General features: G+C 42.2%; 12 protein-coding genes and 3 tRNA genes. 5 read left to right on the top strand and 10 right to left on the bottom strand.

The features are described 5' to 3' along the window. Window positions 1-2: 2 nt before the first annotated feature. The 7 genes from nusA to tpiA form a co-directional block, all read right to left on the bottom strand. Window positions 3-1,487, bottom strand: coding sequence for a transcription termination factor NusA (gene nusA, locus I6L31_RS12285; protein ID WP_004994250.1), 1,485 nt, complete (start codon window positions 1,485-1,487; stop codon window positions 3-5). A gap of 35 nt (window positions 1,488-1,522) precedes the next feature. Then, window positions 1,523-2,047, bottom strand: a complete 525-nt coding sequence (rimP, locus tag I6L31_RS12280; RefSeq protein ID WP_004991666.1) for a ribosome maturation factor RimP — start codon at window positions 2,045-2,047, stop codon at window positions 1,523-1,525. A 219-nt stretch (window positions 2,048-2,266) separates the two neighbouring features. Further along, a tRNA-Met gene (locus I6L31_RS12275) sits at window positions 2,267-2,343 on the bottom strand. Window positions 2,344-2,474: 131 nt separating this feature from the next. Continuing rightward, a tRNA-Met gene (locus I6L31_RS12270) sits at window positions 2,475-2,551 on the bottom strand. A 40-nt stretch (window positions 2,552-2,591) separates the two neighbouring features. Then, window positions 2,592-2,676 (bottom strand) — tRNA-Leu (locus I6L31_RS12265). Between the two features lie 56 nt (window positions 2,677-2,732). Further along, the gene (gene secG, locus I6L31_RS12260) at window positions 2,733-3,062 is read right to left on the bottom strand and encodes a preprotein translocase subunit SecG (protein WP_004991669.1); all 330 of its coding nucleotides are present in this window, start codon (window positions 3,060-3,062) and stop codon (window positions 2,733-2,735) included. A gap of 9 nt (window positions 3,063-3,071) precedes the next feature. Next, window positions 3,072-3,869: a triose-phosphate isomerase gene (gene tpiA / locus I6L31_RS12255; RefSeq protein WP_005001192.1), complete on the bottom strand. Its 798-nt coding sequence runs from the start codon at window positions 3,867-3,869 to the stop codon at window positions 3,072-3,074. Window positions 3,870-4,149: 280 nt separating this feature from the next. On the opposite strand from tpiA, the gene pilB reads away from it, so the two are divergent. From pilB to coaE, 4 genes are read left to right on the top strand one after another with little or no spacing between them, the layout of a single operon-like run. Beyond that, window positions 4,150-5,862: a type IV-A pilus assembly ATPase PilB gene (gene pilB / locus I6L31_RS12250; RefSeq protein WP_005001189.1), complete on the top strand. Its 1,713-nt coding sequence runs from the start codon at window positions 4,150-4,152 to the stop codon at window positions 5,860-5,862. Between the two features lie 29 nt (window positions 5,863-5,891). After that, on the top strand, window positions 5,892-7,118 hold the full coding sequence (locus I6L31_RS12245) for a type II secretion system F family protein (RefSeq protein ID WP_005001187.1): 1,227 nt from the start codon (window positions 5,892-5,894) through the stop codon (window positions 7,116-7,118). Continuing rightward, the gene (locus I6L31_RS18465) at window positions 7,118-7,978 is read left to right on the top strand and encodes a prepilin peptidase (RefSeq protein WP_005001186.1); all 861 of its coding nucleotides are present in this window, start codon (window positions 7,118-7,120) and stop codon (window positions 7,976-7,978) included. Before I6L31_RS12245 ends, I6L31_RS18465 begins: the two co-directional genes overlap by 1 nt. A gap of 2 nt (window positions 7,979-7,980) precedes the next feature. Beyond that, on the top strand, window positions 7,981-8,574 hold the full coding sequence (gene coaE, locus I6L31_RS12235) for a dephospho-CoA kinase (RefSeq protein ID WP_005001184.1): 594 nt from the start codon (window positions 7,981-7,983) through the stop codon (window positions 8,572-8,574). Here the strand turns inward: coaE and I6L31_RS12230 are convergent. The 3 genes from I6L31_RS12230 to ppnP all read right to left on the bottom strand — a co-directional run bounded on the left by I6L31_RS12230 (window position 8,556) and on the right by ppnP (window position 10,715). Then, window positions 8,556-9,479 carry a DMT family transporter gene (locus tag I6L31_RS12230; protein WP_005001182.1) on the bottom strand — a complete coding sequence of 308 codons (924 nt, stop codon included), beginning with the start codon at window positions 9,477-9,479 and terminating at the stop codon, window positions 8,556-8,558. The two genes, coaE and I6L31_RS12230, sit on opposite strands and share 19 nt — an antisense overlap. 40 nt (window positions 9,480-9,519) lie before the next feature. Next, window positions 9,520-10,269 carry a 23S rRNA (guanosine(2251)-2'-O)-methyltransferase RlmB gene (rlmB, locus tag I6L31_RS12225; protein WP_004994270.1) on the bottom strand — a complete coding sequence of 250 codons (750 nt, stop codon included), beginning with the start codon at window positions 10,267-10,269 and terminating at the stop codon, window positions 9,520-9,522. Window positions 10,270-10,388: 119 nt separating this feature from the next. Next, on the bottom strand, window positions 10,389-10,715 hold the full coding sequence (gene ppnP / locus I6L31_RS12220) for a pyrimidine/purine nucleoside phosphorylase (protein WP_004991681.1): 327 nt from the start codon (window positions 10,713-10,715) through the stop codon (window positions 10,389-10,391). A 505-nt stretch (window positions 10,716-11,220) separates the two neighbouring features. Here ppnP and recN point away from each other — a divergent pair. Then, on the top strand, window positions 11,221-12,882 hold the full coding sequence (gene recN, locus I6L31_RS12215; protein ID WP_005001181.1) for a DNA repair protein RecN: 1,662 nt from the start codon (window positions 11,221-11,223) through the stop codon (window positions 12,880-12,882). The last annotated feature ends 30 nt before the right edge of the window (window positions 12,883-12,912 follow it).

Raw genomic sequence — 12,912 nt, 5'->3', positions numbered from 1 at the left:
CCTTAGTTAAACCATGATTCGCGTGCTTTCATAATGAGCTGACCCGCTTTTTCATCACCAAGACCTTCAATATCAGAGATATCGTCGGTTGCCTGATCGGCCAAATCATCGACTGTAATCACACCACGCGCTGCAAGGGCATAAGCAAGCTCCTGAGTCATTCCTTCCATTTCCAGAAGTTCTGCACTTGGTTCCTGAATATTTTCTTGCTGTTTTAATGCATCTGTTAATGCAGCTTCTTTTGCACGACTTTGTAATAACTCAACCAAATCTGCATCAAGTTCAATTTCGTCAAAAGTTTCGGCTGGTACATAGGCAATTTCTTCAAGTGAAGTAAAGCCCATTTCAACCAATGCCATTGCCAAATCTTCTTCAATATCCAGACGTTCTACAAACATGTCCAGATATTGCTGTGCTTCATTTTGCTGACGTGCACGGTATTCATCTTCTAGCATCATGTCGAGTTTATAACCCGTCAATTCAGATGCCAAACGTACGTTTTGTCCTTGAGAACCAATCGCACGCGCCAATTGATCATTGGTTGCAAAAATGATATCAGCACTACGTGCATCTTCATCCAGTACAATCCCTGATACATCAGCAGGCTCTAAAGCACTAGCAATATACTGTGCTGGATCATCCGACCACACCACAACATCGATGCGCTCACCATTGAGTTCCGACTGTACTGCCTGAATACGCGTACCACGCATACCAATACAAGCACCGACTGGATCAATACGGTGATCATTGGTTTTTACAGCAATTTTAGCACGCACACCTGGCTGACGCGCTGCTGCTTTAATTTCGATGATTTCTTCAGAAATTTCTGGAATTTCTTTTTTCATCAAAGCAATCAGCATTTCAGGTTTCGCACGCGACAATAACAATTGCGCACCACGACCTTCACGGTTGACATTATACAAGATCGCATTCATACGCTGTTTAGGACGAAGCAATTCTTTAGGAATCATTTCTTCACGTGCCAAATACGCTTCTGCATTATCACCCAAATCAATGATAAAACCGTCTTTGGTTTGCTTTTTCACTTCGCCATAGATCAATTCACCAACTTTGGCTTCATAGGCATCCGCCACCAAAGCACGTTCAGCTTCACGAATTTTCTGGACAATGACTTGCTTGGCAATCTGCGCTGCGATACGACCAAACTCGATCGATTCAACCTCAAGTTCACGAATATCGCCAATTGACCATTGTGCAGGATCCACATCAGAAATCGCATCCTGACAGGCTGGCATTTCATGATCTTCATCAGCAACGACTTCCCATTGACGGAAAGTACGATAATCGCCAGTCTTACGGTCAATTTCAACACGTAACTGTGCTTCTTCAGAGTGTGTGCCTTCGTAAAATTTCTTCTTCGTTGCAGCAACCAGTGCCTGTTCTAATGCTTCGAAGATCGCTTCACGACTAACACCTTTTTCATTACTAACCGTTTCAACAACGGTAAGAATTTCACGGCTCATAAGTCACCTACAGATTCTTATAAATTTAAATGAATTTAGTCCTGATAGATCAAATTTGCTTTATCAATATTATGACTATCAATTTCAAGCACATGGTTGCCTTCAACTTCCACTTGAATGACTTCATTTTCAAGATCAACGCTGAGCAATTTTGCCTGGAACTTACGACGATTTTCAACCGCAGTAATCAGTCGTAATGCAACTTGCTGCCCAAGATATGCAGGCATTTGTTCAAGCTGAAAAAACGGACGATCCCAACCTGGAGATGATACTTCAAGTGCATATTCACCAGAAATTGGATCATGAACATCTAACATTGCGCCGACTTGTTGGGTGACCAGCACACAGTCTTGTACACCAATTCCACGGCCCTGTTCCAGTTCACCCTCTTCATTGATGACTGGTTCAGCATTATCATCGATCGCTTTATCGATATAGATACGCAGTAAGGAACGCTTCCCTTGAGGAATAAATTCAATTCCCCATAGATCAACATTGCAGGCTTGCACTGCGGGTGCAATTAAATCATGCAGTGCTTGAGTTTTATTTGATAGCTTCATTTACTCTCGTCATTCTCGCGCGGTTCAATTGGCACATAGCCAATTCAGACTAATCTATAGTGAAGCATGACTATTTCACCTTTACGACATCTTATGTCTTGTGTCACCGCTACACGATAGCCAATAAAAAAGGGCGTTAAATCGCCCCTATATTTTACACAGAAAACTATAGCTCACTGTGCAAAAAGGCCCACCTATTTGTGAGCCCTCTTAGAAACTTGGTAGCGGGAGCTGGATTTGAACCAACGACCTTCGGGTTATGAGCCCGACGAGCTACCAGACTGCTCCATCCCGCATCAACGTGCAAACATTATATACAATTATTAGAAAAAGTCAATTTCAATAATTGCTGACTAAGTTGTTGCCCTTAGTCATTTAAAGATGTAATGAAGCTAAATTTAACAAGTTTCAATACACTTTAAAAAAGTGGTAGCGGGAGCTGGATTTGAACCAACGACCTTCGGGTTATGAGCCCGACGAGCTACCAGACTGCTCCATCCCGCATCAACATCACTGCGACACCAACTTTCTTTCTGGATCAAGTTGGTGCGGAAGGGGGGACTTGAACCCCCACGCCCGAAGGCACTACCACCTCAAGGTAGCGTGTCTACCAATTCCACCACCACCGCAGCTTGTGGGAGGCATTCTATTCGCTTCAATCGTAAAAAGAAAGCGTTAATTTGAATTATTGACTCGTTTTAGGTGCAGTTGGTGAAGTTTCAGGCGAAGTTGGTTGCTGAACTGGTGCAGTTTGTACAGATTGTAAGCTATAGGCTTCTGTGGTTTGTTTCTTGGCAAAAACCGCAAGAGTCAAACTGGTAATAAAAAACAAAGCCGTACAGATAGCGGTTAAACGCGTCAGAAAGTTACCCGAGCCTGAAGCACCAAATACTGTTGCCGCACCACCACCGCCAAATGAGGCACCTGCATCTGCACCTTTACCATGCTGAACCAATACCAGTGCAATAATCAGAATGGCGAGAATAATGTGTACCACCAGCACAAACGTATGCATGCTGAACTCCTATTGTTTTGATTGGGCAAATGCCTGAGCAATTTGATAAAACGATTGGGCATTAAGCGATGCACCGCCAACCAATGCACCATTAATATCTGGGCAAGCTGCCAACTCTACCGCATTCTCAGGTTTAACACTACCACCATATAACAAGGCAATCTGTGCACCATGTGCGGTAATCTGAGATAAACCTTCACGAATTTTGGCATGCATCGCCTGTGCATCTTGCGGTGAAGCAGTTTTACCCGTACCGATTGCCCAAATTGGCTCGTAAGCAATCACGATTTGTTTTAACCATTGTTCAGTATTTACAACACTGGCGATATCACAAATTTGCTGTAAAACCACTTGTTCTGCCAAGCCTTGTTCACGCTGTTCAAGACTTTCACCCACACAGTAAATGACAGTCATACCTGCCTGAAGTGCATTGTGGAGTTTGGCTTTTAAAATTTCAACTGAATCACCCAACAGGTCACGACGTTCAGAATGACCGATCAAGACGTATTGAATTTGGCTATCAACTAAAAGTTCAGCACTGACTTCACCCGTATAAGCTCCCATTCCTGCAAAACGGGAAATATCCTGTGCGACAGTATAAATGGCGCGTGGCGCTGCATTTAAAGCTTGAAAGGTACGATCCAATGCTATCGATGTAGGTGCAACTCCAATATGGCAGGCATTTGCCTCTATTGGAGATTGTGCCAATAAATTGATAAGTTGTTGAATGAGTTGTGTGGCATCAGATTGTATTGGGTTCATTTTCCAATTGCCAACCACCCAAGGAATAATTGTCGAACCCGACATACTGCTACCCTTTTATCGAAAATGCTGCATATTCTACACGTATTTTAGACAAACTTAGAATGTTTTCTTTTAGCAATAGATACAAAAGCAGTTAAAAACAAATGTATTCTAAAACGCCAAATGCATGGATGCTGTAAAAAAAATGGACTAAAAAATCGACCAGTTCAAATTTTAGACCGTGAATACGCTAGAAAATGCATTTTAATAGGTAGTAATTTTCCACAACAAAAGTATAATTTTTACCATATCAATTATAAACATATTGCGATAAGGCAGACGGATGTCAGTATTACAAGCATCTCCAAAATTTTCGGGGTTCATTCGGCGAATAGTCGAAGACGGGCGTGTAAGCGCAGCAACCATGCAAACTGCGATCGATACGGCAAAAAAATCGAAGCAGGATATCGTTGCCTACATGATTGAACATTTGGGGATCTCAGCCCTAACTCTTGCTGAAACCATTTCTATTGAATTTGGGGAACCCCTTTTTGATTTGGCTGTTTACGATGCTGCATTATTACCACGCGACCTAGTAGATGAAAAACTGATTCAAAAGCATCATGTTGTTCCTCTTATGCATCGAGGTCATGTACTTTACGTCGCAACCAGCAATCCAACTAATATTGAAGCACTCGATGCGATTCGTTTTAACAGTAAGCTCAATATTGAGCCGATTATTGTTGAACATGACAAATTAACACGCTTATTGGAAAAGGAATTTGCCGAAAGCGATAATTTTGCATTCGATGGTGAAGACTTCGATATTGATGTCCATGTAGAAGAAGTCAATTCAGACGAAACAGATAATGAGCCCCCGCAGGGTGATGAAGCCCCAATTGTAAAATATATTAATAAGTTGCTCATTGATGCGATTCGTATGGGTGCATCAGATTTACATTTTGAACCGTATGAAAAAATGTATCGCGTGCGTTACCGTGTAGATGGAGTATTACGTCAGATCGCCAATCCTCCCCTCCAGTTAGCCACCCGAATTGCATCGCGCTTAAAAGTCATGTCACAAATGGATATTTCAGAAAAGCGTGTTCCACAAGATGGTCGTATCAAACTTAAACTTTCTAAGACTAAAGCCATCGATTTCCGTGTGAACTCTTTACCTACCTTGTTTGGTGAAAAGCTAGTACTGCGTATTTTAGATCCGTCTAGTGCTATGTTGGGTATCGATGCGCTGGGTTATGAAGAAGAACAAAAAGCGCTATTTATGGATGCGCTGGACAAACCACAGGGAATGCTGCTGATTACTGGACCAACAGGTTCTGGTAAAACTGTTTCACTTTATACAGGCCTCAATATTCTAAACACTGAAAATTCTAATATTTCAACTGCTGAAGACCCTGTGGAAATTAACCTTGAAGGGATTAATCAGGTGAATGTAAATCCTAAAGTAGGCTTGACCTTTGCCGCTGCGCTAAAGTCTTTTTTACGTCAGGATCCTGACATTATCATGGTGGGTGAGATTCGTGATCTGGAAACAGCAGAAATCGCAATCAAGGCCGCACAAACGGGCCACATGGTCATGTCTACGCTGCATACTAACAGTGCGCCAGAAACATTAACGCGTTTACGTAATATGGGTGTACCCTCATTTAATATTGCAACATCAGTTAATCTAGTGATTGCACAACGTCTGGCACGGCGCTTATGTGGTCAATGTAAACAAGCGGTGGACATTCCTAGAAATAGTTTGCTAGAAATGGGATTTACCGAACAAGATTTAGTACATCCTGACTTTCAGATTTATCAACCTGTCGGTTGCTCTGAATGTCGCGAAGGTTATAAAGGTCGTGTCGGGATTTACGAAGTCATGAAAGTCACACCTGAAATTTCGAAAATTATTATGGAAGATGGCAATGCACTTGAAATTGCAGCGGCATCGGAAAAACTGGGGTTTAATAATCTTCGTCGTTCAGGTCTTAAAAAGGTGATGCAAGGGGTCACTTCTTTACAGGAAGTCAACCGCGTCACCAGTGAATAAAAGCAGATTCTAAAAATAAGGACAGCACAATGGCAGTCAAAAAAGCGCAAATGATGCCAACTTTTGCTTATGAAGGGGTTGACCGTAAAGGGGTCAAAATCAAGGGTGAACTACCAGCGCGAAATATGGCGTTGGCAAAAGTTACCTTACGCAAACAAGGCGTTACCATCAAGACGATTCGGGAGAAACGTAAGAATATTCTGGAGGGGCTATTTAAGAAAAAAGTCACTACACTGGATATTACGATTTTCACGCGACAACTGGCGACCATGATGAAAGCGGGTGTGCCGTTGGTACAAGGTTTTGAAATTGTAGCAGAAGATTTAGAAAACCCTTCGATGCGCGATGTCGTCCTAGGCTTAAAAAATGAAGTAGAAGGCGGTAATACCTTTGCGGGAGCATTACGCAAATATCCACAATACTTTGATAATCTTTTTTGCTCACTGGTGGAATCAGGCGAACAATCGGGCGCACTCGAGACTATGCTTGATCGTGTCGCGATCTATAAGGAAAAAAGTGAGCTTTTAAAACAGAAAATCAAAAAAGCCATGAAATATCCGATTACTGTCATTGTTGTTGCACTCATTGTCACGATTATTTTGATGGTAAAAGTCGTCCCCGTCTTTCAGGATTTATTTAGCTCATTTGGCGCAGAACTTCCTGCTTTTACCCAGATGGTGGTGAATATGTCAAAATGGATGCAATCCTACTGGTTTATTCTAATTATTGTGATCGGGGTACTGATTGCTGGATTTCTGGAAGCCAAAAAACGTAGTAAAAAGTTCCGCGATGGACTAGATAAACTGGCCCTAAAACTCCCGATTTTTGGTGATCTGGTTTATAAAGCCATTATTGCGCGTTATAGCCGTACTCTAGCAACGACTTTTGCTGCGGGTGTTCCATTGATTGATGCTTTAGAGTCTACTGCTGGTGCCACCAATAATGTGGTCTATGAAGAAGCGGTCATGAAAATTCGTGAAGATGTCGCTACAGGACAACAACTGCAATTTGCCATGCGTGTATCTAACCGTTTTCCATCTATGGCGATACAAATGGTGGCTATTGGTGAAGAGTCTGGTGCATTGGATGCCATGCTCGACAAAGTTGCCACGCATTATGAAAATGAAGTCGACAATGCTGTAGACGGACTCACTTCCATGATGGAACCTTTGATCATGGCAATTCTCGGCGTACTAGTCGGCGGTCTGGTCGTCGCCATGTATCTTCCAATTTTCCAGATGGGCTCAGTGGTTTAATGTCTGAAATTCTTAATTATTTTATCCAAACCCCAACTGCGCTTTATCTTGCAGTTGGGATTTTTAGCTTGTGCATTGGTAGTTTTTTAAATGTTGTGATTTATCGCACGCCTAAAATGATGGAACAGGACTGGCACACTGAGTGCCAGATGTTATTACATCCTGATCAAGCGATCATTGATCAAGATAAACTGACATTAAGTTCACCACCTTCAACCTGCCCTAAATGCCATAGCCGTATTCGTTGGTATCAAAATATTCCATTGCTCAGTTGGGTATTTTTAAAAGGTAAATGTAGCCATTGTCAAAATCCGATTAGCATCCGTTATCCTTTGGTTGAACTGCTCACGATGCTATGTTCACTGATGATCGTAGCTGTCTTTGGGCCTAGCCTTCAAATGCTGTTTGGTCTGGTTTTAACTTGGGTGCTTATTGCACTGACATTTATTGATTTTGATACTCAACTGTTACCCGATCGTTTTACTCTACCGCTAGCAGCATTGGGGCTAGGGATTAATAGCTATGGTCTTTATGTCTCACCAACCGCCGCGATTTGGGGCTATCTGATTGGTTTTTTATGTCTGTGGATTGTCTATTATTTATTTAAAATCATCACAGGTAAAGAAGGGATGGGCTATGGCGACTTTAAGTTGCTCGCTGCACTTGGCGCATGGATGGGACCTTTGATGCTTCCACTCATTGTGCTACTTTCTTCACTGGTCGGTGCGATTATTGGGATTATTTTACTCAAAATTCGTAAAGAAAATCAGCCATTTGCCTTTGGTCCTTATATCGCAATTGCTGGATGGATCGCCTTTTTATGGGGTGAGCAAATTATGAAAGTTTATCTGGGAGGCTAATGATGAGTTTCATACTTGGTTTGACAGGTGGCATTGGTAGTGGCAAGTCCGCTGCCAGTCAATGGTTTGAAACTCAAGGGATTACTGTGGTGGATGCCGATGTGGTCGCCAGAGAAGTGGTTGAAATTGGGCAACCCGTACTAAAGAAAATTCATGACAGCTTTGGTGATTGGGTACTCAGTCCTAATGGTAGTCTAAATCGCCGAGCGTTAAGAGAGCATATTTTTCAGAATCCTTCTGCACGCCATCAATTAGAACAGATTACTCACCCTGCTATTCGCCAATCTATTGTTCAGCAATTACAGAATGCGACCAGCCCTTATGTGATCTTGGTTTCACCATTATTGTTTGAAACAGATCAACATCAACTCACTGATCGTACTTTGCTGATCGATGCCAGTGAAGCTATTCAGATCGAACGAGCCAGTCAACGTGATGGTCAAGATTCAGAACAGATTAAAAAAATTATTGCAGCACAAATGCCACGTGAGCAAAAGCGCAATATCGCAGATGATATCGTGATCAATGATGGGCATCTGGATCATTTATATCAACAGCTTGCAAAGCTACATCAGAATTATTTAGAACGTTCCTGATCCTTTTGGCGTTGCAATTGTACCGTCAATGTATCTTTAAAACGCCAACGCCACGGTTGTAAAGCACCGATTCCCATCCCAATAAGCCCACATACAATCGCACGACTTAAAGGTTCACCCAATAATGGCACAGCAATCACTGCGGCAATAAAAGGTGCGAGTGTAACGATGCTGCCTGTTTTAAATGCACCTAAACGCTCAATCGCCGCGACATAGGTAATGGTAGCAACAATCACCACAAAAACCCCATGGAATAAACCTTGAATCGCTAAATGTAATGGCTCAACCTCATGATAATGTTTAGGAAGAAATAGTAGGTAAATCGGTAAATAAATAATGGCTGACCAAATCGCGACGCTCGCCATCGAATGCCATGCAGAAAGCTTCCACTGTTTCAATAAAACAGTAAAAATACCCCACCAGATTGCACTCATCACAAATAAAATATCGCCTAGACCAAAATGAGACTGTTGATCCCGCGACATCAAATAGCTCATCAGTGCAATTGCAGCTAACATAATCCCGACACTCCACCATGTGTGCCGATCAAAAGGTTGTTTGAATAGTAAATAAGCTGCAAGCGCAGTACACAAAGGAATGCAACCATTTAAAAAGATTGCTGCATGCGCCGCAGGGGCGTAAAGAAAGGCGCTATACGCCGTAAGGCAATAACCCACTCCACCGATTAAAGCCAAAATCACCGACTGTTTTGTGCATAAAAAAGCCAAATCTTTTTTATAAATTAAAATCGGCATTAAAATTACAAATGCAATGGCAAAACGCAGTGCGGTAATATCCCATGCACTGATATGCCAATGTGCATTTAAACGGGAAAAGATAGTAAAACCGCCCCAGATGCACATCGTAATAGCAATAAAAACATAGCCTTGGGCTCGCAGAGACATGGCGTTCTTCTTTAAAACATCGGATCAGCTTAAAATGATTTTATGCAGGATGACGTTGGCGACTTGCTTCATAGAGTGCCATACCTGTTGCGACACTCACATTTAAACTTTGCAGGTTGCCGCTCATTGGAATATAAACGGTTTGATCACATTGTGACTGAGTAATTGGACGCAGTCCTGTATCTTCAGCACCCATCACAATCACCACACCACCTGTTAAATCACACTTCTGGATCGGTAGAGCTTTTTCATCCAGCATAGTCCCAATGACGCGCAGAAAGAACTGTTCTTTGACATGCGCTAATGTTCTCGCCAGATTGGTCACCTGAATAAATTTGACCTTTTCTGCACCACCTGCCGCAACTTTTCGAGCAGTTGGCGTTAAACCAGCGGAGCGATCACGCGGAACCACGACCGCTTGTACGCCCATTGCCGCGGCAGTACGAATACAGGCACCCAAATTATGTGGATCTGTGACTTGATCTAATGCTAAAAGTAATGCATCTGGCGTGGCTTGCAAGAGTTGATCCAGATCTTTTTCATTTAAGGTGGGATGTGGACGGACGGCTGCCACCACGCCTTGATGAAAAGGCATGCCTGCCAATTTTTCCAGACTGTCACGACTGGCTTTTTGCACACTAATCCCAAAAGGCTCAGCTAGCTCCAGAATCTTCTGTAAGCGTTGGTCATCCCGCCCTTTTAAGGTAAATAACGTCAAAACACGCTCAGGCTCAAGCTCAAGCAATGATTCAACCGAATGTACGCCATAATAATATTCTGGTTTTGCCATGCCTGACCTCTATCTCAACTTTATTTAACTCAAAATAAAAATCCCGTAAAGCCAACTTCACAGGATTTCTTGATTTACTCATCTATGCGGCTAGTTTAACCGATTTTCAGGCAAACAGGTTAACCTTCTAAATGGCAAACGTAATCGAGCACATCATCTGTCTCAATTTTAAATAAGCTATTGCCAGGGACATAAAATGACTGCCCTGCACGAAATAATTCACTTTCTGTACTGTCCGCAATTTTGACACGGCATTCACCCGAAATAATTTCCATACGTTCAGGCACATGAGTTTCAAAAGTTAAGGCCTGTTCACTTGGCAAAATTACGCCCAGTGTCTTTTTTGTTCCATCTTCAAATTGAACCGTATGGCTAATGCACAAACCGCCAAAATAAACATTTGATTTTTTTACTACCGTTACATGATCAAACTGAGCTGAACTCATGCGTAACTCTCCAATTTCGCCGCATTTGTATTAGGGGTGATGACTGACGTAGTTTAATTCTGGGCAAATAACTAATCAATCTCTTTTATCTAGAGTCTGCTATCCAAGCAAATTTTGTACCTGTCTCATTTTTTTATTTATTCTATATCCATACATGAAGTCAGTTGCTTATTGTGTTCTGTTCATCATTCAATAGACTTCTTTCATGCTTGTTTAAACCCTTTTTATTTTTGCATATAGAGAGAAAAATAAAGAATTTATGCAAGCGGTCTAATAAAAGCTGACATCTAAATTTGTTTTGATTATTTTACTTTGAAAACAAGACATTCTCATGACAATTTTGTCATATATGAACTGAATTTACACGGCATTTCTATTCAGTCTAAATCTTGCTACACTGCATCAAGCATAAGATTTACTGATGGCTTTTATTCAGTTCATAGCTTGTGACAACGATAAAACTTCTCTATCTTAAACAAAAAAGACTGACGCTCTGGACGCGTGTATGCTGACTCATTTAACTCTGATTAACTTTGCACTTGCTGATCATCTTGTACTTGATATTGAACAGGGATTTAATGTCTTAACAGGTGAAACTGGTGCGGGTAAATCCTTGCTACTCGACGCACTGTCTGCCTGCTTAGGTGAACGTACAGATACCAACTATGTGCGTTATGGCGCGGAAAAAGCCGATATTACGGCAAGCTTTAGCTATCAACCACAAAGTCCAGAATCACAGTGGCTTAAAGAACATGAGATGGATGAGGATACGGGTGAAATTCACTTACGCCGTGTCATTTTTGCCACAGGTCGTAGTAAAGCATGGATTAATGGTCGTCCAAGCAGCCTATCGGAACTCAAAGAAATTGGCCGTTTGCTGGTACAGTTGTATAGCCAACATAGTCAGCAACAGTTGCTTGAACCACCCTACCCTAAGCACTGGTTAGATCGTTATCGTAATTTTTATCAGCCTGCACAAGAGGTCAAAGAGGCTTATCAAACGTGGCAAGCCACAATTCGCCAACATCAATCAGCACTAGATGCTCAGGCAACTCGTCAGCAGCGCATTCAAACACTGCAACTACAATTAGAAGAAATCGAAGAGATTGTTCAAACAGATTATCAAGAAATTGAACAGGAGTTCGATCGACTCAGTCATCATGAACATATTATGCAGGACTGTGCTTATAGTTTAAATGCGCTAGATGAAGCTGAACCAAGTATTAATCAGGAACTGGCGTCTATTTTAAGACGCATTGAAACGCATTCGGGTCGTAGCGAGCAACTTTCTGAGATTTATAATTCGATCGTCAATGCGCAAAGTGAGTTGGACGATGCAACCGCCAATCTACGTCAATTTATGGATCGTCAAAGTTTTGATCCTGAACGAATGGAAGAATTAAATACAACTTTGGAAGTATTTCATCGTCTAGCTCGTAAATATCGTCTTCAACCTGAAGAACTCAAACAAGAATATGAACACTGGCAACTTGAGCTAGAAAAGTTACATCAGCTTGAAGATCCAGAAACCCTGGCCGAACAAGTCGAAATTGCACATCAGGACTTTTTAGAAAAAGCCCAACATTTGGATCAAATTCGCCGCGATGCTGCTCTTCCATTGGCCAAACAACTGACGGAACAAGTTAAACCACTGGCGCTGCCTGAAGCGCATTTTGAGTTTAAGTTTGAACCTTTAGAACAACCGAATGCTGAAGGTCTAAGCTTTATTCAGCTTTTATTTACCGCGAATAAGGGGATGCCGCCACAGCCTTTGGCTCGCGTTGCTTCGGGTGGTGAATTATCGCGTATCGCGCTGGTCATGCAGGTGATGAACGCTGAAAAAACCGAAGCAGAAACGCTGGTGTTTGATGAAATTGATGTCGGGATCAGTGGCGGTACAGCTGAAGTCGTGGGTCGCTTACTAGCAGATCTGGCGCAGCACGTGCAATTGCTGTGTATTACCCATCAGCCTCAGGTTGCGGCGCAGTCTGATCAACATTTACTGGTCAAAAAACAGCAGACTGATCCGGCCAGCAGTACCATTATTGAGCTTGATGAACCTCAACGGGTGCTTGAGCTTGCCCGAATGTCAGGCGGGGTTGAAATTAATGAGACGACCCTGCAACATGCCAAACAATTACGCCAGCTCAAATTCCAACACAGTTAAATCCTATCAAAGCCAGTTTCCTGTCTTGAT

The organism is Acinetobacter septicus, assembly GCF_019355975.1.
Taxonomy (GTDB): domain Bacteria; phylum Pseudomonadota; class Gammaproteobacteria; order Pseudomonadales; family Moraxellaceae; genus Acinetobacter; species Acinetobacter ursingii.
Note: the sequence above shows the minus strand (reverse complement) of the source record. Positions and strands in the feature narration are given on the sequence as shown.

Coding starts and splice junctions, on each gene's coding strand:
- nusA (WP_004994250.1), bottom strand. CDS start 1,487: ATGAGCCGTGAAATTCTTACCGTTGTTGAAACGGTTAGTAATGAAAAA.
- rimP (WP_004991666.1), bottom strand. CDS start 2,047: ATGAAGCTATCAAATAAAACTCAAGCACTGCATGATTTAATTGCACCC.
- secG (WP_004991669.1), bottom strand. CDS start 3,062: ATGCATACGTTTGTGCTGGTGGTACACATTATTCTCGCCATTCTGATT.
- tpiA (WP_005001192.1), bottom strand. CDS start 3,869: ATGTCGGGTTCGACAATTATTCCTTGGGTGGTTGGCAATTGGAAAATG.
- pilB (WP_005001189.1), top strand. CDS start 4,150: ATGTCAGTATTACAAGCATCTCCAAAATTTTCGGGGTTCATTCGGCGA.
- I6L31_RS12245 (WP_005001187.1), top strand. CDS start 5,892: ATGGCAGTCAAAAAAGCGCAAATGATGCCAACTTTTGCTTATGAAGGG.
- I6L31_RS18465 (WP_005001186.1), top strand. CDS start 7,118: ATGTCTGAAATTCTTAATTATTTTATCCAAACCCCAACTGCGCTTTAT.
- coaE (WP_005001184.1), top strand. CDS start 7,981: ATGAGTTTCATACTTGGTTTGACAGGTGGCATTGGTAGTGGCAAGTCC.
- I6L31_RS12230 (WP_005001182.1), bottom strand. CDS start 9,479: ATGTCTCTGCGAGCCCAAGGCTATGTTTTTATTGCTATTACGATGTGC.
- rlmB (WP_004994270.1), bottom strand. CDS start 10,269: ATGGCAAAACCAGAATATTATTATGGCGTACATTCGGTTGAATCATTG.
- ppnP (WP_004991681.1), bottom strand. CDS start 10,715: ATGAGTTCAGCTCAGTTTGATCATGTAACGGTAGTAAAAAAATCAAAT.
- recN (WP_005001181.1), top strand. CDS start 11,221: ATGCTGACTCATTTAACTCTGATTAACTTTGCACTTGCTGATCATCTT.